Origin of the sequence: Rahnella sp. PAMC25559 (assembly GCF_050632365.1) — a bacterium.
GTDB classification, from domain to species: Bacteria; Pseudomonadota; Gammaproteobacteria; order Enterobacterales; family Enterobacteriaceae; genus Rahnella; species Rahnella rivi.
Window position 1 is genome coordinate 879,232 of sequence record NZ_CP192543.1, and the last position, 22,771, is coordinate 902,002.

At 52.5% G+C, this 22,771-nt stretch carries 24 protein-coding genes; 11 read left to right on the forward strand and 13 right to left on the reverse strand.

Annotated features, from left to right (window positions below; all coding sequences use genetic code 11):
• A complete protein-coding gene (envC, locus tag ACQZQY_RS05390) occupies positions 1 to 1,266 on the reverse strand; it encodes a murein hydrolase activator EnvC (RefSeq protein ID WP_238485073.1) in 1,266 nt (421 codons plus the stop codon).
• Between the two features lie 172 nt (positions 1,267 to 1,438).
• Positions 1,439 to 2,983: a 2,3-bisphosphoglycerate-independent phosphoglycerate mutase gene (gene gpmM, locus ACQZQY_RS05395; RefSeq protein ID WP_136376075.1), complete on the reverse strand. Its 1,545-nt coding sequence runs from the start codon at positions 2,981 to 2,983 to the stop codon at positions 1,439 to 1,441.
• Between the two features lie 303 nt (positions 2,984 to 3,286).
• Between gpmM and ACQZQY_RS05400 the strand changes: the two genes are divergently transcribed.
• The 5 genes from ACQZQY_RS05400 (at position 3,287) to cysE (ending at position 6,487) form a co-directional block, all read left to right on the forward strand.
• Positions 3,287 to 3,718 (forward strand): rhodanese-like domain-containing protein, encoded by a 432-nt coding sequence (locus ACQZQY_RS05400; RefSeq protein ID WP_056774527.1) that lies wholly within the window; start codon positions 3,287 to 3,289, stop codon positions 3,716 to 3,718.
• Positions 3,719 to 3,771: 53 nt separating this feature from the next.
• Complete coding sequence (gene grxC / locus ACQZQY_RS05405; protein ID WP_056774530.1) at positions 3,772 to 4,023, forward strand: glutaredoxin 3; 252 nt, start codon at positions 3,772 to 3,774, stop codon at positions 4,021 to 4,023.
• 63 nt (positions 4,024 to 4,086) lie between these two features.
• A complete protein-coding gene (secB, locus tag ACQZQY_RS05410; protein ID WP_056774533.1) occupies positions 4,087 to 4,557 on the forward strand; it encodes a protein-export chaperone SecB in 471 nt (156 codons plus the stop codon).
• On the forward strand, positions 4,557 to 5,576 hold the full coding sequence (gpsA, locus tag ACQZQY_RS05415; protein WP_056774536.1) for an NAD(P)H-dependent glycerol-3-phosphate dehydrogenase: 1,020 nt from the start codon (positions 4,557 to 4,559) through the stop codon (positions 5,574 to 5,576). The genes secB and gpsA overlap by 1 nt, the downstream gene beginning before the upstream one ends.
• Positions 5,577 to 5,665: 89 nt before the next feature.
• A complete protein-coding gene (gene cysE / locus ACQZQY_RS05420; protein ID WP_056774538.1) occupies positions 5,666 to 6,487 on the forward strand; it encodes a serine O-acetyltransferase in 822 nt (273 codons plus the stop codon).
• Between the two features lie 49 nt (positions 6,488 to 6,536).
• Here cysE and trmL read toward each other — a convergent pair whose 3' ends face one another.
• Genes trmL through cpxR form a run of 3 tightly spaced genes read right to left on the reverse strand, consistent with a single transcriptional unit; the run spans position 6,537 to position 9,116 of the window.
• Positions 6,537 to 7,010, reverse strand: a complete 474-nt coding sequence (trmL, locus tag ACQZQY_RS05425) for a tRNA (uridine(34)/cytosine(34)/5-carboxymethylaminomethyluridine(34)-2'-O)-methyltransferase TrmL (protein ID WP_056774541.1) — start codon at positions 7,008 to 7,010, stop codon at positions 6,537 to 6,539.
• A 37-nt stretch (positions 7,011 to 7,047) separates the two neighbouring features.
• Positions 7,048 to 8,418, reverse strand: a complete 1,371-nt coding sequence (gene cpxA, locus ACQZQY_RS05430) for an envelope stress sensor histidine kinase CpxA (protein ID WP_056774544.1) — start codon at positions 8,416 to 8,418, stop codon at positions 7,048 to 7,050.
• Positions 8,415 to 9,116 carry an envelope stress response regulator transcription factor CpxR gene (gene cpxR / locus ACQZQY_RS05435; protein ID WP_056774547.1) on the reverse strand — a complete coding sequence of 234 codons (702 nt, stop codon included), beginning with the start codon at positions 9,114 to 9,116 and terminating at the stop codon, positions 8,415 to 8,417. Before cpxR ends, cpxA begins: the two co-directional genes overlap by 4 nt.
• Positions 9,117 to 9,267: 151 nt before the next feature.
• Here cpxR and cpxP point away from each other — a divergent pair, with 151 nt between their 5' ends.
• The 3 genes from cpxP (at position 9,268) to ACQZQY_RS05450 (ending at position 12,286) form a co-directional block, all read left to right on the forward strand.
• Entirely contained in the window at positions 9,268 to 9,777 is a 510-nt protein-coding gene (gene cpxP / locus ACQZQY_RS05440; protein WP_056774550.1) for a cell-envelope stress modulator CpxP, read from the forward strand.
• Between the two features lie 345 nt (positions 9,778 to 10,122).
• On the forward strand, positions 10,123 to 11,109 hold the full coding sequence (gene pfkA, locus ACQZQY_RS05445; RefSeq protein WP_056774553.1) for a 6-phosphofructokinase: 987 nt from the start codon (positions 10,123 to 10,125) through the stop codon (positions 11,107 to 11,109).
• A gap of 187 nt (positions 11,110 to 11,296) precedes the next feature.
• Entirely contained in the window at positions 11,297 to 12,286 is a 990-nt protein-coding gene (locus tag ACQZQY_RS05450) for a sulfate ABC transporter substrate-binding protein (protein WP_056774555.1), read from the forward strand.
• A gap of 71 nt (positions 12,287 to 12,357) precedes the next feature.
• Here ACQZQY_RS05450 and tpiA read toward each other — a convergent pair whose 3' ends face one another.
• Both tpiA and ACQZQY_RS05460 read right to left on the reverse strand, forming a co-directional pair.
• Positions 12,358 to 13,125: a triose-phosphate isomerase gene (tpiA, locus tag ACQZQY_RS05455; RefSeq protein ID WP_122097084.1), complete on the reverse strand. Its 768-nt coding sequence runs from the start codon at positions 13,123 to 13,125 to the stop codon at positions 12,358 to 12,360.
• A 127-nt stretch (positions 13,126 to 13,252) separates the two neighbouring features.
• Entirely contained in the window at positions 13,253 to 13,861 is a 609-nt protein-coding gene (locus ACQZQY_RS05460; protein ID WP_056774560.1) for a DUF1454 family protein, read from the reverse strand.
• Between the two features lie 158 nt (positions 13,862 to 14,019).
• Here ACQZQY_RS05460 and ACQZQY_RS05465 point away from each other — a divergent pair, with 158 nt between their 5' ends.
• Positions 14,020 to 14,442: a DUF805 domain-containing protein gene (locus ACQZQY_RS05465; protein ID WP_056774563.1), complete on the forward strand. Its 423-nt coding sequence runs from the start codon at positions 14,020 to 14,022 to the stop codon at positions 14,440 to 14,442.
• 14 nt (positions 14,443 to 14,456) lie between these two features.
• Here the strand turns inward: ACQZQY_RS05465 and fpr are convergent, their stop codons facing one another.
• A complete protein-coding gene (gene fpr / locus ACQZQY_RS05470) occupies positions 14,457 to 15,203 on the reverse strand; it encodes a ferredoxin--NADP(+) reductase (RefSeq protein ID WP_421671662.1) in 747 nt (248 codons plus the stop codon).
• A 297-nt stretch (positions 15,204 to 15,500) separates the two neighbouring features.
• Between fpr and emrD the strand changes: the two genes are divergently transcribed.
• Positions 15,501 to 16,694, forward strand: coding sequence for a multidrug efflux MFS transporter EmrD (gene emrD, locus ACQZQY_RS05475; protein ID WP_122097082.1), 1,194 nt, complete (start codon positions 15,501 to 15,503; stop codon positions 16,692 to 16,694).
• A 63-nt stretch (positions 16,695 to 16,757) separates the two neighbouring features.
• On the opposite strand, the gene glpX is transcribed toward emrD, so the two are convergent.
• The 3 genes from glpX to ACQZQY_RS05490 all read right to left on the reverse strand — a co-directional run bounded on the left by glpX (position 16,758) and on the right by ACQZQY_RS05490 (position 20,328).
• Positions 16,758 to 17,768, reverse strand: a complete 1,011-nt coding sequence (gene glpX / locus ACQZQY_RS05480) for a class II fructose-bisphosphatase (protein WP_136375877.1) — start codon at positions 17,766 to 17,768, stop codon at positions 16,758 to 16,760.
• Between the two features lie 142 nt (positions 17,769 to 17,910).
• Positions 17,911 to 19,434 (reverse strand): glycerol kinase GlpK, encoded by a 1,524-nt coding sequence (glpK, locus tag ACQZQY_RS05485; protein ID WP_056774575.1) that lies wholly within the window; start codon positions 19,432 to 19,434, stop codon positions 17,911 to 17,913.
• A 45-nt stretch (positions 19,435 to 19,479) separates the two neighbouring features.
• The gene (locus tag ACQZQY_RS05490) at positions 19,480 to 20,328 is read right to left on the reverse strand and encodes an MIP/aquaporin family protein (RefSeq protein ID WP_056774579.1); all 849 of its coding nucleotides are present in this window, start codon (positions 20,326 to 20,328) and stop codon (positions 19,480 to 19,482) included.
• 587 nt (positions 20,329 to 20,915) lie between these two features.
• Here ACQZQY_RS05490 and zapB point away from each other — a divergent pair.
• Positions 20,916 to 21,155 carry a cell division protein ZapB gene (gene zapB / locus ACQZQY_RS05495; RefSeq protein ID WP_056774584.1) on the forward strand — a complete coding sequence of 80 codons (240 nt, stop codon included), beginning with the start codon at positions 20,916 to 20,918 and terminating at the stop codon, positions 21,153 to 21,155.
• Positions 21,156 to 21,218: 63 nt separating this feature from the next.
• On the opposite strand, the gene rraA is transcribed toward zapB, so the two are convergent.
• Positions 21,219 to 21,704 (reverse strand): ribonuclease E activity regulator RraA, encoded by a 486-nt coding sequence (rraA, locus tag ACQZQY_RS05500; RefSeq protein ID WP_056774588.1) that lies wholly within the window; start codon positions 21,702 to 21,704, stop codon positions 21,219 to 21,221.
• A 120-nt stretch (positions 21,705 to 21,824) separates the two neighbouring features.
• Complete coding sequence (locus tag ACQZQY_RS05505; RefSeq protein WP_136375876.1) at positions 21,825 to 22,751, reverse strand: 1,4-dihydroxy-2-naphthoate polyprenyltransferase; 927 nt, start codon at positions 22,749 to 22,751, stop codon at positions 21,825 to 21,827.
• Positions 22,752 to 22,771 lie beyond the last annotated feature (20 nt).

The window sequence follows — 22,771 nt, forward strand, 5'->3', positions numbered from 1 at the left end:
CTATCTTCCCAACCACGGCTGTGGATTAACGGCCTGGCCCTGACGACGAATTTCAAAATACAGCGATGGCTGGCCTTGTCCGCCGCTGTTCCCTACTTTGGCAATAGCCTGACCGGTTTTCACCTGGTCACCTACGCTGACCAGCGCATCCTGGTTGTATCCGTACAGACTCATATCGCCCCTGCCGTGATCAATGACCACAACCAGACCATAGCCTTGTAACCAGTCTGCCAAAATGACGCGGCCTTCAGCGATCGCCCGGACATCACTGCCTTCACGCGCTGAAATCACGATGCCTTTCCAGCGTAGTTCACCCTGTAACTGTTCGCCGAAACGGTGTATCAACGAACCATTCACCGGCCACATATTCTGGCCTGATGGCCTGCCCAACCCGCCCGTACGCGCCATGAGTGATTGCTCGCTTTGGGTAGGTTTATAGGTTGACCCTTTTTTCTTCGCCTGCTGCTCTTTGGCCCTGACCGCCGCGGCCTCGCGTGCTTCTTTTTCTGCACGGGCTTTTGCCGCACGTTCAGCGGCGGCAATTTTGTTTTGCAGACTGGATTCGTTGGCGCGCAGCTCAGTCAGGCTCTGTTCATCTTTTTGCAAAGAGGATTCCAGCGCCGTCAGCGTTTTCTTACGTGCTAAGCGAGCTTGCTCCAGCTTTTGCTGCTGGGTTTGCTGCTCGCCTAACAGGCTTTTCTGTTGGGTTTGTTTGGATTGCAGAGAAACCCGCTGTTCTCCAAGCGTGGTGCGCGTCTGTTTCAGTTCTTCGATGCTCTTCTGCCGGGCTTCGTTCAGGTAGCCGAAATACGCCAGGATCCGCTCGCTGCGTTCGCTTTCTTCGCTGCTGAGTAGCAGTTGCAGACCTTTATGCTGGCCCACACGAAAAGCGGAATCGAGCTGTTTGGCGAGGATGGCTTCCTGGGTTTTTTGCTGTTTCTGCAACTTGTCGATAGACGCCGTCAGCCCGGAGATCTCTTTACCGAGCGTGGTTAGCGTGGATTGCGTACCGCGAAGTTCGCTGCTGGCTGAAGCAATGGTTTTTTCCTGCGCCTGCAATTGTTGCAGCAACGTGCCGCGTTGCAGTTTCTGCTGCTTAACGCTTTTTTCTTTTTCTGCGATGTTTTGCTGAATGGTTTTGAGCTGATCTTTATTGTCATCAGCGTGGGCATTCAGGGAAAGCGTCAGTAATGAGGCACAGAGTAATAAGGCTGAAGATGGGAAGGCGGATGCGCCCTTGTCCGAAGCGGAAAGGCGATTTCTCATCAGGCTGAAATGAATGAATTTGCTCAAACTTTTTTCCGCTTGTCGACCGTGGATGATAGACAATATGGCTGTCCCTGGCCGTATCGTAACACTAATCAACCGGCTGATGCACAAACAAAAAAGGCGTACCAGCCTGAGCTGATACGCCTGTGTTTCAGCGCTTTTTTGGAAATTAACGCGCGATAAACAGCGGTTTGCCGCTCATTTCTGGCGGAATGTCCATTCCCATCAGTGAGAGCATGGTCGGTGCGATATCAGACAGTTTGCCGCCTTCCACTGCCACTGCGTTGCCACCCACATAAATCAGTGGAACCGGCAGGCTGGTGTGCGCGGTGTGCGCCTGACCGGTCGCGGGATCACGCATTTGCTCTGCGTTACCGTGGTCAGCGGTGATCAGCAATTGGCCGCCGACGGCTTTCACTGCATCAACAACCTGCGCGACGCATTTATCCAGCGTTTCCACCGCATTGACTGCCGCCTCGTATACACCGGTATGGCCGACCATATCGCCATTCGGGTAGTTACAAATAATGGCGTCGTACTTACCGCTGGCGATGGCGCCGAGCAGTTTGTCTGTCAGTTCAGCAGAGCTCATTTCCGGTTGTAAATCATATGTGGCGACGTTCGGTGACTTCACCAGAATACGATCTTCACCCGTAAACGCATCTTCCATCCCGCCATTAAAGAAGAAGGTGACGTGGGCGTATTTTTCGGTTTCGGAGATGCGCAGTTGCGTTTTGTCATGCGCCATCAGCCATTCGCCCAGGGTGTTTTTCAACGACGCTGGTGGGTAGGCGCAGGCAGCATCAATGTCAGCGGCATATTCGGTCAGCATCACGAAATCGCCGAAGTTAATCACTTTTTCGCGGGTAAAACCGTCGAAGTCCGGGCTGATAAAGGCGCGGGTAATTTCACGTGCACGGTCAGCACGGAAGTTCATGAAGATCATCGCATCGCCATCGTTGATGGCTGCGGTTTCTTCACCGGCGGTTTGCAGGACGGTAGGTTTCACGAATTCATCATTTTCATCGCGGGCATACGCAGCTTGCAGGCCTGCTAACGCGGTATCGGCGGTGAACGCGCCGCTTGCCTGTGTCATCAGGTCATAGGCCAGTTGTACGCGATCCCAGCGGTTATCACGATCCATGGCGTAGTAACGGCCAATAAGGGAGGCGATACGGCCAGTACCGATTTCAGCGAATTTTTCAGAGAAGCGTTTTAAAGCGGATTCTGCGCTGCGCGGCGGTGTATCACGGCCATCGAGGAATGCATGCAGATAAATCGCTTTTGCGCCGCGACGGTTTGCCAGTTCAATCATCGCCATGATGTGGTCTTCATGGCTGTGCACGCCGCCTGCAGACAGCAGACCCATGATGTGGACGGCTTTGCCCGCGCTGACGGCGCGATCAACAGCGGCAGTCAGTACGCTATTATTAAAGAAATCGCCTTCTTTGATCTCTTTATCAAGGCGGGTCAGGTCCTGATACACAATGCGACCCGCGCCTAAATTGACATGGCCGACTTCAGAATTACCCATCTGGCCGTCAGGCAGGCCAACGTCCAGGCCGGATGCGGCGATCAGTGTATGAGGCTGGGTCGCCCACAGAGAATCCATCACCGGTGTTTTGGCATTCAGAATGGCGTTGTCTTGTTGCTCTTCACGATGGCCGTAACCATCAAGAATCACCAGAACCATCGGTTTTTTGTTGCTCGACATGTCAATTGACCTCAGTTTGAAAGATGAAATGCTCAATAGCCTCGCCGGCTCAACGGGGGAAACGAGCGCGGCTATGGACATTTACGCGGGCTGATTTTACCTCAGCGGGAAAGGTGAATAGCCGTGAGAGATCAAAGATGGGGTGAGGTGAGGGTTAACTTTCGCCATAAAGGCGTGCTAATTTCTCGGGATGTGCCGCAGATTGTGGCATTAGCCCGCGCATACTGGCTGTATTTGCTCCGACGCGCAGGTATACTCTGAAGCCTTGAATTTTCCCCCAACTGACGGGAGTTGCTACACCCCATGCAAGATATTATGCCATTCATCAGTGCGCATCCGGTTCTCAGCCTGGCGTGGGTTGCGTTACTGATTGCAGTAATTGTGACCACCTTTAAAACACGTTTTTCTAAAGTGAAAGAGATCACCCGTGGTGAAGCAACCCGCCTGATCAACAAAGAAGATGCCGTCGTTGTCGATGTGCGTACGCGTGAAGAGTTCCGCAAAGGCCACATCGCCACCTCTTTAAATGTGCTGACCACAGACATTAAAAGCAACAATCTGGGTGAGCTGACAAAACACAAAGCACAGCCGGTCATCGTGGTGTGTGCAACGGGCCAAACTTCCCGTACTGCAGCTGAAGGCCTGATCGCCGCCGGTTTTGAGCGTGTGTTCACGTTGAAAGAAGGCATCAGCGGCTGGAGCGGTGAAAACCTGCCACTGGCGCGCGGTAAGTAAGATATCAGCCCAATCGCAACGGCATTAAAATCTACGACTTAGAGGTGGAACACATGGCTAAAATTGAAATCTACACCAAGGCAACCTGTCCTTATTGCCATCGTGCGAAAGCTTTGCTGAACAGCAAGGGCGCTTCATTCGATGAAATTGCCATTGATGGCGATGCAGATAAACGTGAAAAAATGATCGCCCGTAGCGGTCGTTCCACCGTTCCTCAGATTTTTATCGATGGACAGCACGTTGGCGGTTGCGATGATTTACATGCACTTGATGCACGCGGTGGCCTTGACCCGTTGCTGGGTTAATTTGGCGGCAGCGTATTTTCGTTAAGTGTTTAAAAGGACTATTAACTCAAGGGTACTACTCACATGTCAGAACAAAACAACACCGAGATGGCTTTTCAGATCCAACGTATTTACACCAAAGACATCTCTTTCGAAGCGCCAAATGCACCTCAGGTTTTCCAGCAAGACTGGCAACCAGAAGTGAAACTGGATCTTGATACCGCATCCAGCCAGCTGGCTGAAGGCGTGTACGAAGTGGTATTGCGTGTAACAGTAACTTCTTCACTGGGCGACGAAACGGCGTTCCTGTGCGAAGTTCAGCAAGGCGGTATCTTCAGCATCTCCGGTATTGATGGCAACCAGATGGCACATTGCCTGGGCGCATATTGCCCGAACATCCTGTTCCCGTATGCCCGTGAGTGCATCACCAGCCTGGTTTCCCGCGGCACCTTCCCGCAACTGAATCTGGCACCTGTTAACTTCGACGCGCTGTTCATGAACTATCTGCAACAGCAAGCTGAAACCGAAGGTGCTGAACCACATCAGGATGCCTGATGAAAACCGTCAATGCGTCAATGACTGTAATCGGTGCCGGATCGTACGGCACCGCTTTAGCAATTACTCTTGCCAGAAATGGCCATCCCGTTGTGCTGTGGGGACACAATCCCGACCACATCAACGCCTTACAACGTGCCCGTTGTAATCAGGAATTCCTTCCTGATGTCCCTTTCCCTGACAATTTACTGCTTGAGACTGATCTGTCCGTCGCGTTAGCGGCCAGCCGTAATGTGCTGGTTGTTGTGCCGAGCCATGTGTTTGGTGATGTGCTGCGTCAGCTGAAACCACATCTGCGCCCTGATGCGCGAGTCGTGTGGGCGACGAAAGGTCTTGAAGCAGAAACCGGTCGGTTGTTGCAGGATGTCGCGCGTGAAGAGCTGGGTGATGCTATTCCGTTAGCGGTTGTCTCCGGCCCAACCTTCGCCAAAGAACTGGCGGCGGGTATGCCAACGGCAATTTCTCTGGCGGCGACCGATGCCAGTTTTGCCGAAGATTTACAGCAGTTGCTGCATTGCGGCAAAAGCTTCCGTGTCTACAGCAACCCTGATTTTATCGGTGTGCAGCTGGGCGGGGCGATTAAAAACGTGATTGCCATCGGAGCCGGGATGTCTGACGGTATTGGCTTTGGTGCCAATGCCAGAACGGCGTTAATTACCCGTGGTCTGGCGGAGATGACGCGTTTAGGTTCCGCTTTAGGCGCCGATCCTGCCACCTTTATGGGCATGGCAGGTTTAGGTGATTTGGTGTTAACCTGCACAGACAACCAGTCCCGCAACCGCCGTTTCGGCATTATGCTGGGGCAAGGCAAGGATGTTCAGACCGCTCAGGACACCATCGGCCAGGTTGTTGAAGGTTACCGCAATACCAAAGAAGTGCGGGCTCTGGCGCAGCGTAATAACGTTGAAATGCCGATCACGGAACAGATTTATCAGGTGCTTTACTGCGGTAAAGATGCCCGTGAGGCCGCAATTAGTTTACTTGCCCGTGCGAGCAAGGACGAAAAACACAGCCACTGACAGGCGAATGAGAAGAATAGCCACCTTGTTGGTGTTCCCGACAGGGCGGCTTTTTATTATCCGAACTTGCAAAGTCGTAAGGAACAGTGATGTCGTTAGAAGAATTAGAGCTGGTCTGGAATAACATTAAATCAGAGGCGCGAGCACTGGCTGAGTGTGAACCTATGCTGGCGAGCTTCTTCCACGCGACGTTACTTAAGCATGAAACCTTGGGCGGCGCGCTGAGCTACATCCTTGCCAACAAGCTGGGTAACCCGATCATGCCTGCGATGGCGATCCGTGAAGTTGTCGAAGAAGCCTATCGCAACGATGAACAAATGATCCTTTCTGCCGCGCGCGACATCCTGGCGGTGCATCAGCGCGATGCCGCCGTCGACAAATATTCCACCCCGCTGCTTTACCTGAAAGGGTTCCATGCGTTGCAGGCCTATCGCATCGGCAACTGGCTGTGGAAGCAGGACCGCAAAGCGCTGGCGATATATTTCCAGAATCAAATTTCCGTTTCCTTTGGCGTGGATATCCACCCGGCGGCACGCATTGGTTGCGGCATCATGCTCGACCATGCCACCGGGATTGTGATTGGTGAAACTGCCGTGGTAGAAAATGACGTTTCGATTCTGCAATCGGTCACACTCGGCGGTACCGGTAAAACTTGCGGCGACCGCCACCCGAAAATTCGTGAAGGTGTGATGATTGGCGCAGGCGCGAAAATTCTCGGTAACATTGAAGTTGGCGTGGGTGCAAAAATCGGCGCGGGGTCAGTGGTATTGCAGTCTGTACCCGCACACACCACCGCAGCAGGTGTGCCGGCACGCATCGTCGGCAGGCCGGAGAGCGAACGCCCTTCAATGGATATGGATCAGCACTTTAACGGTATTGTGCAGGGTTTCGAATTCGGAGATGGGATCTGACACTTTGATGGCATGCCTCTGCATGCCATTCTCTTCTCTTGCTGCCCCGTTATTCCTTCAGTAATGCGCCAGGGTATCCCAGCTGGCGCCACGCTTCATACACCACCACCGAAACGGCATTCGACAGATTCATGCTGCGGCTTTCTGCCAGCATTGGAATGCGGATTTTATGTCGGGCGGGCAGGTTATCTAAGATATATGCCGGAAGGCCGCGGGTTTCGGGGCCGAACACCAAAAAATCATTGTCCTGATAGCTGACGGCGCTGTGCGCGGGCGTACCTTTGGTGGTCAGTGCAAACAGGCGTTGTGGATTTTCGCTGCTGAGGAAGGCGTCGTAATTCGCATGATGTTTGATATTGGCGAATTCATGGTAATCCAGCCCGGCACGGCGCAGACGCTTATCGTCCCAGCCGAAACCCAGGGGTTCGATGAGATGAAGCTGACAGCCGGTATTGGCACAAAGGCGGATAATGTTGCCGGTATTTGGCGGGATTTCTGGTTCAAATAAAACGATGTTAAGCATGCGTCCCCCTGATAGAGGGACGCAGAATAGCAGAAACTTAACGCTGGTGCAGTGGCAGCCAGATAATCAGTCTCAGGCCACCCAACGGGCTGTCTTCCGCCCTGACCTTACCACGGTGCTGCTGAACGGCCGTATCGACGATAGCCAGGCCAAGCCCGGTACCGCCAGACTCGCGATCCCGCGCTTCATCAGTGCGATAGAACGGACGGAAAATCTGTTCACGGTCGGTTTCACTGACGCCAGGACCATCATCGTCTACGGTAATGGTGATCCCGTCACTGTCGTGGGCGAAATTCAGTGCGATATGGTGATGTGAATAACGCAGGGCGTTACGCACAATATTCTCCAGTGCACTGTCGAGAGCAGCCGCATTACCGATGAGTTTCCACGGACCCGGAGGTGACGTTACTTCCAGCGTTTTGCCCATTTGCTCGGCTTCAAACTGCGCATCGTCAATCACGCCAGCCCACAATTCATTGGCTTTCAGCGTTTCCCGGGACAACTCATTCTTATGCTGACTGCGTGAAAGCACCAGTAAGTCATTGATCATGCTATCAAGACGCTGGGCTTCGTTTTCGATGCGTTGCAGCTCTTTACCTTCACCGTGACGACGGCGCATCAGCGCAGTAGCCAGTTGCAGACGCGTCAGAGGTGTTCGCAGCTCATGCGAGATGTCCGAAATCAGGCGTTGCTGTGCCGTCACCATGCGTTCGAGCGCACTCACCATCTGATTAAAGCTGGCGCCGGTAGCGAGGAATTCCTGCGGCCCGGCTTCAAGCTCCGGATGCTGTTTCAGATTTCCCCGCGCCACGTCGTCTGCCGCATTTTTCAGCTTACGCGCCGGTTTTGCCAGACTCCACGCCAGCCAAAGCAGCAGCGGGGCGCTTATCAGCATGGTCACGATGAGCAGCAACAGTGGGCGGTCGAACATCAGGTTGATGAAATCAGACTGAGAACTGCTGGCCGGACGCATCAGATAGAGCTGGTAATTGTCTTCGCCGTCCCGAACTGAGAACGGGCCAACCATTTCAACACGACCGTATTTTTTCTTTTTCGGACGATCTGAGTTATCAGACTGACCGATAAAGTTACGCACAATCTGCATTTCATTGCGTTGTGCGCCTATCACACGACCTTCGCTGGTGACCAGCAGCAAACGCTGGCCGGGCGGAGCCCACTTATCAATTGCGCGAAACAATCTGCGCCACCACATCAAATCATTTGCCGGATCGTTCACCAGCTCAGCTTCGACGTGTTGTTCAATCATCAGGCCTTGCCGTTGTTCGTTATCGAGCAACGGCGTTATCTGGCGTGAATCGAGTTTCGGCACCATCAGTACCAACATTAACACCAGGGCTAATGTGAACCAGAAAATGGCAAAAATGCGTGCCGTAAGGCTGTTTATCATGAAGCAGAAACCATCAGATAGCCGCGTCCGCGCAAGGTTTTAAACCACGGATGTCCGTCCTGACGGTCGGGCAATTTACGGCGCAAATTCGAGATATGCATGTCAATCGCGCGGTCAAACGGCGTCAGACGTTTACCCAACACTTCCTGACTCAGATGTTCACGGGAAACCACCTGACCGAGATGTTTTGCCAGTAAATACAACAGGGTAAATTCGGTACCCGTTAAGTCCAGCGCCTCACCATCGAAGCTGGCTTCCTGACGCCCCGGGTTAAGTTGCAGGCCATCCACTTCCAGCGTAGGGGAACCGTTGTTCTCATTGGTTTGCTGTTGTTCACTCCAGTTGGAACGACGCAACATCGCCCGAATGCGGGCAACCAGTTCACGGTCATTAAACGGTTTTGGCAGATAGTCATCGGCACCCAGTTCGAGGCCAAGAACACGGTCTAATTCACTGCCGCGAGCGGTTAACATAATCACCGGCGTCTGATGGCGCTGGCGTAATTCTTTAAGGGTTTCAATGCCGTTTTTCTTCGGCATCATGACGTCAAGCAACAGCAGATCGATGGTGTTATCAACTTTCTCTAATGCCTGCTCACCATCGTGAGCAACCACAACATTAAAGCCTTCCATTTCGAGCAATTCTTTCAAAAGTGAAGTCAGTTCACGGTCATCATCAACTAACAAAATTTTATTCATTGTATTTACCTCTAGACGCAAAATACGTCATCAATTGCCGCTATTCCATGACTTTACGTACTTTTACAAGCACTGACGCTTGTTTGCAGCAGCAGGTTTAGACTGCTTTTCAATGATTCGCGATAAGCGATAAAGACTTTAGGAGTGTGTGATGTTTAAGGCAGCTTCACTGGGTTTGGCCACGCTACTGACACTGGGTTCAGGTGTCGCTTTAGCAGAGGGTGCAAAACCGATGTCGGCGATGCCAGCAGAACATAATAGCACGATGTTGGAGAAGCCTCAGGATCGCAACACCATGTTTGATGGTGTAAATCTGACGGAGCAACAACGACAGCAAATGCGTGACCTCATGCACCAGGCGCGTAAAGATTTGCCTGATATTAATGTAGAACAGTTAGAAACAATGCACCGACTGGTTACCGCTGAGAAATTCGATCAGCAGGCTGTTCGGGCGCAAGCCGAATTGATGGCTCAGGAGCAGGTGGATCGACAGGTTGAAATGGCCCGCATCCGCAATCAGATGTTTAATCTGCTGACGCCTGAGCAAAAAAACGTATTGAACCAGAAACACGAGCAGCGCATTAAACAAATGCAAATGCAGTTATCTGGCTTACAACCCTCTTCTGCCCAGAAGACGAGTAGTACCAGCACGACCGAGTAAGATCCCTGTTTTTCCTTGCCATAGACACCATCCCTGTCTTCCCCCACCGAAAGGTGGGGTTTTTTTTGTCCTGAGTTTGCCCTCTTTCTCATAAAGCTGAATTAACAAGCTGGAAATCTGTCTGTAACGAACGGGAAATATGTTGTAAAAGCCGTATGAATCAGTAAATTGCGAAGTACAGAGCGTTGTAAGCGAGTTCTTGCTGACTTGAATCAATTCAGCTCCGGTGTTTTGTTATACTATAGGCTCAAACGCTAATAAGCCCTTTGGCTGCTTAAAGTAAATTCGCCCAACAGGCAGGCTCAAAATTCTTAAGAAATTGCATCTACAAGTTCAGAGGTAGTCATGATCAAAAAAATTGGTGTACTGACAAGCGGTGGCGATGCCCCAGGCATGAATGCTGCGATCCGTGGCGTTGTGCGTGCGGCTTTATCGGCAGATTTGGAAGTTTTCGGTATTGAAGATGGCTACCTCGGCATGTATGAAAACCGCATGAGAAAACTGGACCGCTATAGCGTGTCAGATATGATCAACCGCGGTGGTACTTTCCTGGGTTCTGCGCGTTTCCCTGAGTTCCGCGATCCGGACATGCGTAAAGTTGCCCTGCAGAATATGAAAGATCGCGGTATCGACGGCCTGGTGGTGATCGGGGGTGATGGCTCCTACGCAGGTGCAGACCTGCTGACGAAAGAAGGCGGCATTCGTTGCATCGGCCTGCCAGGAACTATCGATAACGACGTAGCGGGTACTGACTACACTATCGGTTTCTTCACTGCGCTGGGTACTGTGGTAGAAGCGATTGACCGCCTGCGTGATACCTCCTCTTCACATCAGCGTATTTCTATCGTGGAAGTGATGGGCCGTTATTGCGGTGACCTGACTCTGGCAGCTGCCATTGCCGGTGGTTGCGAGTTTATCGCTATTCCTGAAGTTGAATTCAAACGTGATGATCTGGTTGCTGAAATTAAAGCCGGTATCGCGAAAGGTAAAAAGCACGCCATCGTTGCTATCACTGAAAAGTTAGATGATATCGATGAGCTGGCTAAATACATCGAGAAAGAAACCTGTCGTGAAACGCGTGGCACCGTATTGGGCCATATCCAGCGCGGTGGTGCGCCAGTCGCTTACGACCGTATCCTGGCTTCCCGCATGGGCGCTTATGCCGTCGACCTGCTGTTGGAAGAAGGCCGTGACTACACCCATGGCGGTTTCTGCGTCGGTGTTGAAAACGAGAAAATGGTTCATGAATTAATCTCTGTGTGTATTTCCCCAGAGAACAAGAAAAGTAAATTCAAAGAAGACTGGTACGACACAGCGAAAAAACTGTTCTAAAACAGAATTTTACTTGTGTGAAAGAGCCTCCTTAACGGGAGGTTTTTTTTGACCTGCTTTCTGGTTATTCCATAAAGTAATAGTAAAAAACCTTTTATTCTTTATTCGTTTTCTTTTTCTCTGGCAGGCTCTCTTCATCAGACCAAACAAATGAAATTCATAGAAACTACTTCTGGGAGAGAGTGCGATGCGTAAATGGGGTGCAGGCCTGGCTTTACTGCTGGTAGCAACAGGGGCGATTGCCAAAGACATTCAGATTCTGAACGTGTCGTACGATCCAACCCGCGAATTCTATGAGCAATACAATAAAGCCTTCAGCAAATACTGGCTGGGAAAAACCGGCGACACGGTCACAGTACGCCAGTCTCACGGCGGCTCGGGCAAGCAGGCCACTTCGGTCATCAATGGTATTGAAGCAGATGTTGTGACCCTGGCACTGGCCTATGATGTTGATGCGATTGCTGAACGTGGTCGCATCGATAAGAACTGGATCACCCGGTTGCCGGATAACTCCGCGCCTTACACCTCCACCATTGTGTTCCTGGTGCGTAAGGGCAACCCGAAACAAATTCATGACTGGAATGATTTGATCAAACCGGGCGTGTCAGTGATTACGCCGAACCCTAAAACGTCAGGCGGCGCACGCTGGAACTATCTGGCTGCGTGGGGTTATGCCCTGCATCACAACAATAATGACAAAGCCAAAGCGCAGGACTTTGTGAAAGCGCTGTATAAAAACGTCGAAGTGCTGGATTCCGGCGCCCGTGGCGCAACCAACACTTTCGTTGAGCGCGGTATCGGTGATGTGCTGATCGCATGGGAAAACGAAGCGCTGCTGGCGACCAAGGAAGTCGGCAAAGACAAGTTTGAAATTGTGACACCGAGTGAGTCAATCCTGGCTGAACCGACAGTTTCTGTGGTGGATAAAGTGGTCGACAAGCGTGACAGTCGCACCGTAGCGGACGCTTATCTGAAATACCTGTATTCACCGGAAGGACAAACTATCGCGGCGGAAAATTATTATCGTCCACGTGATCCTGAAGTAGAGAAAAAGTTCGCGTCTGAATTCCCTAAACTGAAGCTGTTCACCATTGATCAGGTTGCAGGCACCTGGGCTCAGGCACAGAAAGAGCACTTCGCGACAGACGGGATTTTCGACCAAATCTCTAAGCGTTAATGCCGAGCAGTAAATTCAGGCAATAAAAAACCCCGGCGTGCCGGGGTTTTTTGTGCGCGAAAGAAACAGGCTTACGCTTGTTTAGCTTCAGCTGCCGCTTTAACGATCACAGCGAAAGCATCTGCTTTCAGTGACGCGCCGCCAACCAGTGCACCGTCGATGTCTGGCTGAGTGAACAGTTCTGCCGCGTTAGCCGCGTTAACAGAACCGCCGTACTGGATGATCACTTGTTCAGCAACCGCAGCGTCTTGTTTTGCAACGTGGTCACGGATGAACTTGTGTACAGCCTGAGCCTGGGCAGGCGTGGCTGATTTGCCAGTACCGATCGCCCATACGGGTTCGTAAGCGATAACCGCACCTTCGAACGCTTTTGCGCCCAGGGTGGTCAGAACGGCGTCCAGTTGTTTAGCGCAAACGGCTTCAGTCTGACCTGCTTCGTTTTCTGCTTCAGTTTCGCCGATGCACAGAACAGGGATCAGGCCAGCGTCTTTCAGCACGCCGAATTTCTTGGCGATGAACTCATCGCTTTCTTTGTGGTAAGTGCGGCGTTCTGAGTGACCGATGATGATGTATTTCGCACCGATATCTTTCAGCATGTCGGCAGAGATTTCACCGGTGAATGCGCCGGACAGGTTAGCGTCAACGTTCTGAGCGCCCAACGCAATGCGGCTGCCAGCCAGAGCGTGTTTAGCCTGTGACAGGTAAACTTCTGGTGGAGCAATCGCAACGCCACAACCTTCGACCGTGCTCAGTTCAGTGCGCAGAGCAGCAATCAGTTCGTTAACCATGTGGGTGCTACCGTTAAGCTTCCAGTTACCCATCACTAATGGATGTCGCATGTTTTTTCCTCCAAAAGGGGACGCGAATGTCGATTAAAATTTCTGCCAAACAAGCAGATTACCTGTGCAACAGTATAGAGATCATTGAAGATAAAGGCTTTGCTTTTCGTCATTAAAAACCGTCATCTCATGGCTCAGCCAGGGCCAGCTTGACCGGCTCAACGGCAAACGTCAGGCCTTTTTCGCCATTATCCGAAACCACAAAACGGACCGCGCCAACTTCCTGCTGATAAAACTGCTGGCCTTTCCCTTTTTGGATCAACGACGCCACTTTTGCCACACTTTGCTCTGTCGAAAGGGTGGCATCGAACTGGCGCATCAGGTTAGCCATATAGCTCATCGCCAGAGTGCGGGCGGCCTTTTCTTCTGCCCCCTGGATAGGAAGATAAGTGATTTGCAGCGTTTTAATTTTACCGGTGCCTTTTTCCAGTGCAGTAGAGGCATACAGATTTTCATTAATTTTACTGGCCGCGCGGGTCAGAGGGCTGTTGGCCGCTTTTTCATTTATCGAGCGGAATTCACCAATCTGTTGCGTTGGATTGGCTTCATTGTACTTTGCCCGGAAGTTGATCAGGGTTGTTTCGAACGTCGGGGCGCCGGCCAAAAGGTAAGGTGCTTTCGGCATCTCTTCTGCGCCAGAATGTTCAGCGGGCGGATCGGCAAGGGCAATGTTCGGGCCTGCGAGCGTCAGCAAAACCGGTAGCGCCAGAGATAAAATGGATTTTGCAGCATTCATAGTATTTTTCTTATCCTCTCTGTATAGACCGATTAAAGCGGGGATCAGGGGGTAATGTCAAAAGGAGACCGTAAACATTCTCATGGCGGCGATCGCTGGGTTACACTCGCTCCGGCTTCACTTTTTACTCCCATTGTCTTCTACGGAACTGATTGTCAATGACGTTACAGCACGCACTGTTTTCTTTTAATGGCCGCATGGGCCGACGGGATTTTTGGCTCTGGATGGTCAGCTGGCTGATTCTGATGGCGGCAGATTTTTTCTTTGCTGCACAGGGATGGGTCACCTATCAGTCTGCCGGATTTGCACTGGTGGTTTTACTGTGGCCGACCGCCGCTGTGCTGGTGAAAAGGTTGCATGACCGTAATAAATCGGCATGGTGGGCGCTGTTGTTTGTGCTGGCATGGATGCTGGTGGCCGGAAACTGGGCGGCAGCCATGCCGCAGACATGGAGCTGGGTATTAGGCCGTCTGGCGCCTTCGGTGATTTTCATCATGCTGATCGTCGACTGTGGCGCTTTCGTGGGTACGCCGGGCACAAATCGCTTTGGCCCGGAGCCGGACGAGGTCAAATTCAAATAACGTTGCGGCGAAACCTACCAGTAATGTTCGCTGGTCATATGGCCCGGTTTACGTTTCAGGTGTTTGCGCATGCCCCGGGTATCTTTCAGAACCTGCTGGGTATCGCGCACCATCTGAGGATTTCCGCACAGCATAACGTGGCTGTCTTCCGCTGACATTTTCAGGCCAACGGCCTCCTCAAGCGCACCGCTTTCAATCAGCGCCGGTACACGGCCAGACAGTGAACCTGAGATTTCTTCCCGGCTGACGACGGTTTGAATGTGCAGTTTGCCCTCGTAACGGCGTTGTAGTTCCTGCATCAGAGGCAAATAGCTGAGATCGGCGGAGAAACGCGCGGCGTGAACCAGAACGATGTGTTTAAAACGTTCCAGCCCCTGGCCCTCCTGCAAAATGGACAGATACGGCCCGATGGCGGTGCCGGTGGCCAGCATCCACAGCTGGTCACATTCCGGAACTTCATCAATCACGAAAAATCCTGCGGCCTCTTTGGTGATCTGAATCTCGTCGCCGGGCTGCATGACGTGCAGTTTAGGGCTGAGCTTCCCTTCCGGCACGTTGACCAGATAGAACTCCAAATCAGCGCTGGAAGGGGGGTTTACATAGGAATAGGCGCGCTGTACCCGCTCGCCACCTATCTCCAGAGAGAGTTTCGCAAACTGACCTGCGGTAAAAGGATCGGCTGGCGCATTGACCGTGATGCTGAACAAATTATCCGTCCAGTGCTCAACTTTTGTGACTTTTCCCGTGACCCAGTCAGCCATAAAAACTCCCGTCTTTTTTGATTACCGAATGTAGGTGCTGATTTTATTTCAATTTTTTCCGATCCCTTATCGGTTAAATGTTATCAGCCTGTTCCTCTGCCGTTATCTGCTGTCGAAATTCGTACACTGTGCGTTACACCAGTGGCTCCCCTTGCTGCCAGCCGTTGCACCGGAGAGTTTGCCGCAACACTCGCTTATTCATCTTAATTTGTTAACTTATGCGCCGCCGTAAGATAAACGGATTTACCGGTTATTTATTCTGCACTTTCCCTACTCCATTTGATAATGAACTGAAAAATGAAAAATCTGGAAAACATTCACCTGCTGGTAATGTTGATTTTGCTGGTGGCCGTCGGTCAGATGGCGCAAACCATTTATGTGCCGAATATCGCCGATATGGCCACCAGTCTGTCGGTTAAACCCGGCGCGGTGCAGCGGGTGATGGCTGCGTATCTGATCACCTACGGGGCTTCGCAGCTGGTCTATGGGCCACTGTCAGACAACATTGGTCGCAAGCCGGTGATCCTGGCCGGGTTGATGGTTTTTCTGGTGGGTGCCGCGGGCGCGATGATGTCCTCCAGCCTCAATATGCTGATCGTGGCCAGTGCGGTGCAGGGAATGGGAACCGGCGTGGCGGGCGTGATGGCGCGGACAATGCCGCGTGACCTTTACAGTGGTGGGGCGTTACGCCACGCCAACAGTTTGCTGAATATGGGGATTCTCATCAGCCCGTTGCTCGCGCCAGTGATTGGTGGCGCGCTGTCTGCATGGTTAGGCTGGCGCGCCAGCTTTGGTTTTCTGCTGATGCTTTGCGCAGGCGTTGCATTTTCAATGTACCGCTGGTTGCCGGAAACCCGCCCTGAATTCACTGCTGACCATCAGCCTCGTAAAATGCTCAGCAGTCTGCGCTTGCTGCTGGCGGACGGTAACTTCAGTCGTTATCTGGTGATGCTGGTGGGTGCGCTGGCCGGTGTGGCGGTGTTTGAGGCCAGCTGTGGCGTGCTGATGGGCGGCGTTCTCGGGCTGAGCGGCGTCATGGTCAGTATTCTGTTTATTCTGCCGATCCCGGCGGCATTTTTTGGCGCCTGGTATGCCGGTCGGTCTGAGAAAAGTTTCCAGCAGCTCATGTGGCATTCTGTGATCAGCTGTCTGCTGGCGGGGCTGACAATGTGGATCCCTGGCTGGCTGGGCATCATGAACATCTGGACGTTGATCGTTCCGGCCTCCTTGTTCTTCTTTGGTGCAGGGATGTTATTCCCGCTGGCGACCACCGGCGCGATGGAGCCTTTCCCGTATCTCGCCGGTGCGGCTGGTGCGCTGGTGGGCGGATTACAAAATATGGGATCGGGGCTGGTGGCATGGTTATCGGCGATGTTGCCGCAAACCGGTCAGTTCAGTCTGGGGTTGCTGATGTTTGCGATGTCGTTACTGATTTTGCTGTGCTGGTGGCCGATGTCGAATCGTCTTCAGGAGCAAGGGCATAGGGTTTAAGCCTCTCCTCAGGTGAAAAAAAAGCAGAGCCAGGTGCTCTGCTTTTGCCTTTCTTGTCTCGCGTCAGATGATAAACGCGTGCAATGCGGCGTCTTTACGGTCGAGATAATGCGTCGAACGTATACGACGGATGGTGCGGGATTTACCCCGGATCAGCAGCGTTTCGGTCGTCGCCATATTTCCCTGACGGCTGATGCCTTCCAGCAGATCACCTTTGGTAATGCCGGTCGCAGAGAAAATCACGTTGTCATTACGCGCCATATCATCCAGCTGCAGCACTTTGCCTGCTTCAATGCCCATCGCCTGACAGCGTGTCAGCTCTTCTTCGCCTATGCGGCGGTTTTCCGGGGTATCGCCTTTCACGTCATGGCGTGCCAGTAAGCGGCCCTGCATGTCACCGTCCAGCGCGCGGATCACTGCGGCGGAAATCACCCCTTCCGGCGCGCCGCCGATGCCATACAACACATCAACTTCACTGTCCGGCATGCAGGTGAGAATAGTGGCTGCCACATCGCCGTCCGGGAAGGCAAAAACCCGCACACCGGCCGCCAGCATTTCACGAATCGCCTCGTCGTGACGCGGTTTCGCCAGCACGGCTACGGTCAGCTCGGTCAGCGGTTTGTTCAGCGCCCGGGCAACATTTGCGAGGTTTTCCGCCAGCGTCAGATCCAGATTAATCGCGCCTTTTGCGCCGGGCCCGACGGCGATTTTTTCCATGTACATATCCGGCGCATTGAGGAACGAGCCTTTATCGCCGACGGCCAGCACGGCCAGTGCATTGGATTGCCCCATTGCCGTCATGCGGGTACCTTCAATAGGATCGACGGCGATATCCACGGCATCGCCGCGGCCTGTTCCGACTTTTTCGCCGATATACAGCATTGGCGCTTCGTCAATTTCCCCTTCGCCAATCACGATGGTGCCATCGATATCGACGTTATTAAGCATGATGCGCATCGCCTGAACGGCGGCGTTGTCAGCGAGGTTTTTATCGCCACGGCCAAGCCATTTATACCCAGCCAGGGCGGCCGCTTCAGTCACGCGGGAGAACTCGATTGCTAATTCACGTTTCATTGGAAAGCCTGTAGGAAGAAAAAAGAGATCGGTGAGGCAAAGGCTCATCTGTGCGGGGATTTTAGCACAATGGGAAAGGCGCATAAAAAAACTCCCCAGCGGGGAGTTTTTTAGGACGGTGTTGGCGAAAAAAAAGCGGCGATTACTCGTCGTGATCTTCCCATGAACGAACGCGTGCCACGGCTTTTTGCCAGCCTTTGTAGCGTACATTACGTTCTGTGGTTTCAATGCTTGGGCGGAATTCACGTTCGATGGTCGCTTTGCTGCGCACTTCGTCCAGATCGTTCCAGAAACCGACGGCCAGCCCGGCAAGGAAAGCAGAACCCAGCGCGGTGACTTCAAGAACGGCAGGGCGCTCAACGCGGGTACCGAGAATGTCTGACTGGAATTGCATCAGGAAGTTGTTCGCTACCGCACCGCCATCCACGCGCAGAGACTGCAGGCGGGTACCGGAATCAGCCTGCATGGCATCGAGCACGTCACGCGTCTGATAGGCGATAGACTCCAGCGTTGCACGGATGATGTGGTTGCTGTTTGCACCACGGCTCAGACCGAAGATCGCACCACGGGCATACGGGTCCCAGTAAGGGGCGCCAAGGCCGGTGAAGGCAGGCACCACATACACGCCGTTGGTGTCTTTCACTTTGCTGGCGAAATATTCGGAGTCTGTGGCATCGCTGATCAGTTTCAGTTCGTCGCGCAGCCACTGAATGGAGGCACCCCCGACGAATACCGCACCTTCCAGCGCATAGTTCACTTCGCCTCGCGGACCACAGGCAATCGTCGTCAGCAGGCCATTTTTGGAGGTTACCGCTTCTGTGCCGGTGTTCATTAGCAGGAAGCAGCCAGTACCATAGGTATTTTTCGCCATACCCGGTTGTACGCACAGTTGACCATACAGCGCGGCCTGCTGGTCACCGGCGATACCGGCGATAGGAATACGCGTACCGCCTTTACCCCCGATGTTGGTCTGACCGTAAATTTCAGAAGAAGGGCGAACTTCCGGCAGCATGGCGCGCGGAATATCCAGCACTTCCAGCATACGTTCATCCCATTCCAGATTATGAATGTTGAACATCATGGTACGCGAGGCGTTAGTGTAATCAGTAACGTGAACACGTCCCTGAGTCATTTTCCACACCAGCCAGGTATCCACGGTGCCGAACAACAGTTCGCCGCGTGCAGCGCGTTCACGGGAACCTTCAACGTGGTCGAGGATCCATTTCAGTTTGGTACCAGAGAAGTACGGGTCAACCACCAGACCGGTGTTATGACGGATGTACTCTTCCATCCCGTCTTTCTTCAGCTTTTCACAGATGTCAGCAGTACGACGGCATTGCCACACAATCGCGTTATAAATCGGCTTGCCGGTTTCTTTTTCCCACACGATGGTGGTTTCACGCTGGTTGGTGATACCGATACCGGCGATCTGATCGGAGTTGATGTCGGCTTTCGCCAGCACTTCCACCAGCACCGAGCTTTGGGAAGACCAGATTTCCATCGGGTCATGTTCCACCCAGCCGGATTTCGGGTAGATCTGGGTGAATTCGCGCTGTGAAACGCTGACGATGTTGGCATCGTGATCCAGAACTACGGCGCGTGAGCTGGTTGTACCCTGATCAAGTGCGACGATGTATTTTTTTTCGTGAGTCGTATCTGCTGACATAATTTTCATCCTGCGAATAAGTTAGCTTTGGAACAGTTTAGCCGATCAGGCTTTACGCTGTTTGGAAGGCTGAGGCGCTTTTTCATCTGCAATATCATTGATCTGATGTGGCAGATGACGACCAATCAACGCTTTGTACGCGATGGCACCGAGTGAAGCGCCGAGCAGCGGGCCAAAAATCGGAACCAGGAAGTAAGGAATATCACGTGCACCGGTGAAGGCGACTTTGCCCCAGCCAGCGAAGTAAGCGAACACTTTCGGACCGAAATCACGCGCCGGGTTCAGTGCGAAGCCGGTTAACGGACCCATTGATGCACCGATAACCGCGATCAGAATACCGATCAGCAGCGGAGCCAGCGGGCCGCGTGGAATGCCGTTGCCGTCATCCGTCAGGCCGAGGATCAACGCCATCAGAATGGCAGTGATCACCGTTTCAACCAGGAAGGCCTGCAGTACGCTGATGTGCGGGTTTGGATAGGTGGAGAAGATACCGGCCAGATCCAGACTTTCGACACTGCCGCGCACCATATTATGGCTTTGCTCGAAATCGAAGAACAGGTTGTAGTAAAGACCGTAGACCAGCGCTGCGGCACAGAAGGCACCGGCGACCTGCGCCACGATGTAAGGCAGAACTTTGCGTCCTTCAAAGTTTGCAAACAAACATAACGCGACGGTCACCGCCGGGTTCAGGTGTGCGCCTGAAATCGCTGCGGTCAGGTAGATGGCCATTGCCACACCCAGACCCCAGATAATGCTAATTTCCCACTGGCCAAAGGTAGCACCGGCCAGTTTCATTGCTGCGACACAACCCGCACCAAAGAAAATGATAAGCCCGGTACCCAGAAACTCAGCGATGCACTGACCTTTTAATGTGGAACTCATGGTTTGGCTCATAGTTGGATCCTGCTAAGGATGATGTTAATGGTTAGTTATAGTTTTTCTGTTATGCGTACGTGAACGTAATCGGATTTTGCCGTTCATCATTAAATGAGAACGTAATGTGAATTTATCGTTAACGAGCATAAACGAGAAATAGCGAAATCAATTTTTGTGTGTTGTGTCATAAAAATGAGCGATTTCGCGTATTGAAAGGTCCTGCCGACCGGTAAAAAGCCCACGCCGTGACATTCCGGTGAAGGCTGTGAAGCTAAACGCGCATGTCAGATGGCGCTCAGGGTATTCGGTATTCGCTGACATTTCTGGAGGGTGACTCTGCTTTTTAAGCATTTCCTGATACTCAGCCCGTCAAAATTGCAACAGACTGCGAGCAGAGAGGGGTTCTTGGTAGACAGGGCAAGGCTGGCTACATACAATCACTCGTTAAGACACCCGCCGTTTTTTTGAAATCCTGGTGAAGTTCAAACGTTATTGCGATTTGAATTTATTATAGAAATCGGCGAAGTGCAGGAATTTTTGAGCCGTGTCCGGACGATGCGGCAGAACATAAGATGTGCGCCTTGCGAACATAAGGGGACCGAAAAATGTCATTTGAAGTATTTGAGAAACTAGAAGCTAAAGTTCAGCAAGCGATCGATACCATTACTCTGTTGCAGATGGAAATCGAAGAACTGAAAGAGCAAAACAACACCTTGTCTCATGAAGTTCAGCAGGCGAGTGGTAATCACGAGTCGCTGGTGCGCGAAAACGCACAGCTGAAAGAAGAGCAACACGTCTGGCAGGATCGTCTGCGTGCACTGTTGGGAAAAATGGAAGAAGTCTAACGGCTTCATTTTCCAAATAAAAAAGGACGCCCAGGCGTCCTTTTTTGTTGCTGAAAGCGAAGGTTATTCGATATCGAGCGGGTCTTCTGACAGGATGATACCGGTGTTATCAGCATACAAGTGGTCGCCGGAGAAGAAGGTCACGCCGCCGAAATTAACACGAATGTCGCTTTCGCCGATCCCCTCACTGCCTGCGCCAGCCGGAATGGCCGCCATAGCCTGAATGCCAAGGTCGAGCTCTTCCAGGTCATCCACCTGACGAACTGCACCGTAAATCAAAATGCCTTCCCATTCGTTTTGCAATGCCTGACGTGCCAGACCGGCATCAAGTAATGCACGACGAACAGAACCGCCGCCATCGACCACCAACACGCGGCCACGACCATTCTCTTCCAGCAGGTCATAAAGCAAGCCATTGTCTTCGAAACACTTCACTGTCGTGATTTGCCCGCCAAATGAAGTACGGCCACCAAAGTTGGAGAACAGGGGTTCGACAACATTCACTTCTTCATGGTAGATATCGCAAAGTTCGGAAGTATCGTATTTCATAGGATTTCATCTGGTTGCTGCATGAACGTTCAGTATATCCCTTATCGGCGGATGTTGGCAAAATCATCAATTGTTAAATGTGAAAAGTGACCCGATTAGCGCACGCCAGGCCACTTTTCTTCAATTCAGTAACAGACCCACTGCAAACAATACGTTAGTCAGTAACGCAGCTTTTACCATGTGCTCCAGCAGAGGGCGTACTTCCATTGAGGTTTTTGCGCGGTTCACCCGGCGGATATGGATTGCCAGCACCGGTACGGCCAGAAGAAACAGCCAGCCGGTCCAGTGATGCAGATATACGGCAGAGAATACCGCCAGACAAATTGCGGCGGCAGTCAGAATCACCGTGTGATAACGACGCGCATTGACCGGCCCCAGACGGACGGCCAGCGTGTTCTTGCCATTGGCGCTGTCGGTGTCGATATCACGCAGGTTGTTAATGTTGAGCACCGCAGTGGAGAGCAGGCCGGTCGCCGTCGCTGGCAGCATCACAATCCAGTCGAAGTATCCCGCCTGCAGATAGAACGTACCGGCAACGCTTATCCAGCCAAAGAAAATCAGCACCGAAATATCACCGAGGCCCATATAACCGTAAGGGCGCGTCCCCACGGTATAGGTGATTGCTGCGCCAATCGACAGCAGCCCGAGGATCAGAAAACCGACTACGTCGCTGGGTTTATGACAGGCCACGGCGATCAGCGCGACGCCACAAATAATGGTCAGCGCGATGGTGAGCATAATCGCGTGTTTCATTTGTGAGGCGGTAATCATCCCTTTTTGCATGCCGCGCAAAGGCCCGACGCGATCAGGCGTATCGCTGCCTTTTTCGGCATCGCCATAATCATTCGCCAGATTGGACAGGATTTGCAGACACCCGGCGGTGAGCAGCGCCAGCAACGCCGTCAGCGGATGGAAAACGCCTTGCAGGCTGGCAATGGCCGAACCCATCACGATAGAGGCAAAAGCCAGAGGCAGCGTTTTGGGACGCAGGCTTTCGAGCCAGGCGCGGGCGGGCGTCGTCGGAGTGCAGGGAGTCATAGTGCTCATAGATGGATTCGCTCAGGTGA

Bases quoted from the DNA above. Each gene is read 5' to 3' on its own strand.
- envC (WP_238485073.1), bottom strand. From the start codon at position 1,266: ATGAGAAATCGCCTTTCCGCTTCGGACAAGGGCGCATCCGCCTTCCCA.
- gpmM (WP_136376075.1), bottom strand. From the start codon at position 2,983: ATGTCGAGCAACAAAAAACCGATGGTTCTGGTGATTCTTGATGGTTAC.
- ACQZQY_RS05400 (WP_056774527.1), top strand. From the start codon at position 3,287: ATGCAAGATATTATGCCATTCATCAGTGCGCATCCGGTTCTCAGCCTG.
- grxC (WP_056774530.1), top strand. From the start codon at position 3,772: ATGGCTAAAATTGAAATCTACACCAAGGCAACCTGTCCTTATTGCCAT.
- secB (WP_056774533.1), top strand. From the start codon at position 4,087: ATGTCAGAACAAAACAACACCGAGATGGCTTTTCAGATCCAACGTATT.
- gpsA (WP_056774536.1), top strand. From the start codon at position 4,557: ATGAAAACCGTCAATGCGTCAATGACTGTAATCGGTGCCGGATCGTAC.
- cysE (WP_056774538.1), top strand. From the start codon at position 5,666: ATGTCGTTAGAAGAATTAGAGCTGGTCTGGAATAACATTAAATCAGAG.
- trmL (WP_056774541.1), bottom strand. From the start codon at position 7,010: ATGCTTAACATCGTTTTATTTGAACCAGAAATCCCGCCAAATACCGGC.
- cpxA (WP_056774544.1), bottom strand. From the start codon at position 8,418: ATGATAAACAGCCTTACGGCACGCATTTTTGCCATTTTCTGGTTCACA.
- cpxR (WP_056774547.1), bottom strand. From the start codon at position 9,116: ATGAATAAAATTTTGTTAGTTGATGATGACCGTGAACTGACTTCACTT.
- cpxP (WP_056774550.1), top strand. From the start codon at position 9,268: ATGTTTAAGGCAGCTTCACTGGGTTTGGCCACGCTACTGACACTGGGT.
- pfkA (WP_056774553.1), top strand. From the start codon at position 10,123: ATGATCAAAAAAATTGGTGTACTGACAAGCGGTGGCGATGCCCCAGGC.
- ACQZQY_RS05450 (WP_056774555.1), top strand. From the start codon at position 11,297: ATGCGTAAATGGGGTGCAGGCCTGGCTTTACTGCTGGTAGCAACAGGG.
- tpiA (WP_122097084.1), bottom strand. From the start codon at position 13,125: ATGCGACATCCATTAGTGATGGGTAACTGGAAGCTTAACGGTAGCACC.
- ACQZQY_RS05460 (WP_056774560.1), bottom strand. From the start codon at position 13,861: ATGAATGCTGCAAAATCCATTTTATCTCTGGCGCTACCGGTTTTGCTG.
- ACQZQY_RS05465 (WP_056774563.1), top strand. From the start codon at position 14,020: ATGACGTTACAGCACGCACTGTTTTCTTTTAATGGCCGCATGGGCCGA.
- fpr (WP_421671662.1), bottom strand. From the start codon at position 15,203: ATGGCTGACTGGGTCACGGGAAAAGTCACAAAAGTTGAGCACTGGACG.
- emrD (WP_122097082.1), top strand. From the start codon at position 15,501: ATGAAAAATCTGGAAAACATTCACCTGCTGGTAATGTTGATTTTGCTG.
- glpX (WP_136375877.1), bottom strand. From the start codon at position 17,768: ATGAAACGTGAATTAGCAATCGAGTTCTCCCGCGTGACTGAAGCGGCC.
- glpK (WP_056774575.1), bottom strand. From the start codon at position 19,434: ATGTCAGCAGATACGACTCACGAAAAAAAATACATCGTCGCACTTGAT.
- ACQZQY_RS05490 (WP_056774579.1), bottom strand. From the start codon at position 20,328: ATGAGCCAAACCATGAGTTCCACATTAAAAGGTCAGTGCATCGCTGAG.
- zapB (WP_056774584.1), top strand. From the start codon at position 20,916: ATGTCATTTGAAGTATTTGAGAAACTAGAAGCTAAAGTTCAGCAAGCG.
- rraA (WP_056774588.1), bottom strand. From the start codon at position 21,704: ATGAAATACGATACTTCCGAACTTTGCGATATCTACCATGAAGAAGTG.
- ACQZQY_RS05505 (WP_136375876.1), bottom strand. From the start codon at position 22,751: ATGAGCACTATGACTCCCTGCACTCCGACGACGCCCGCCCGCGCCTGG.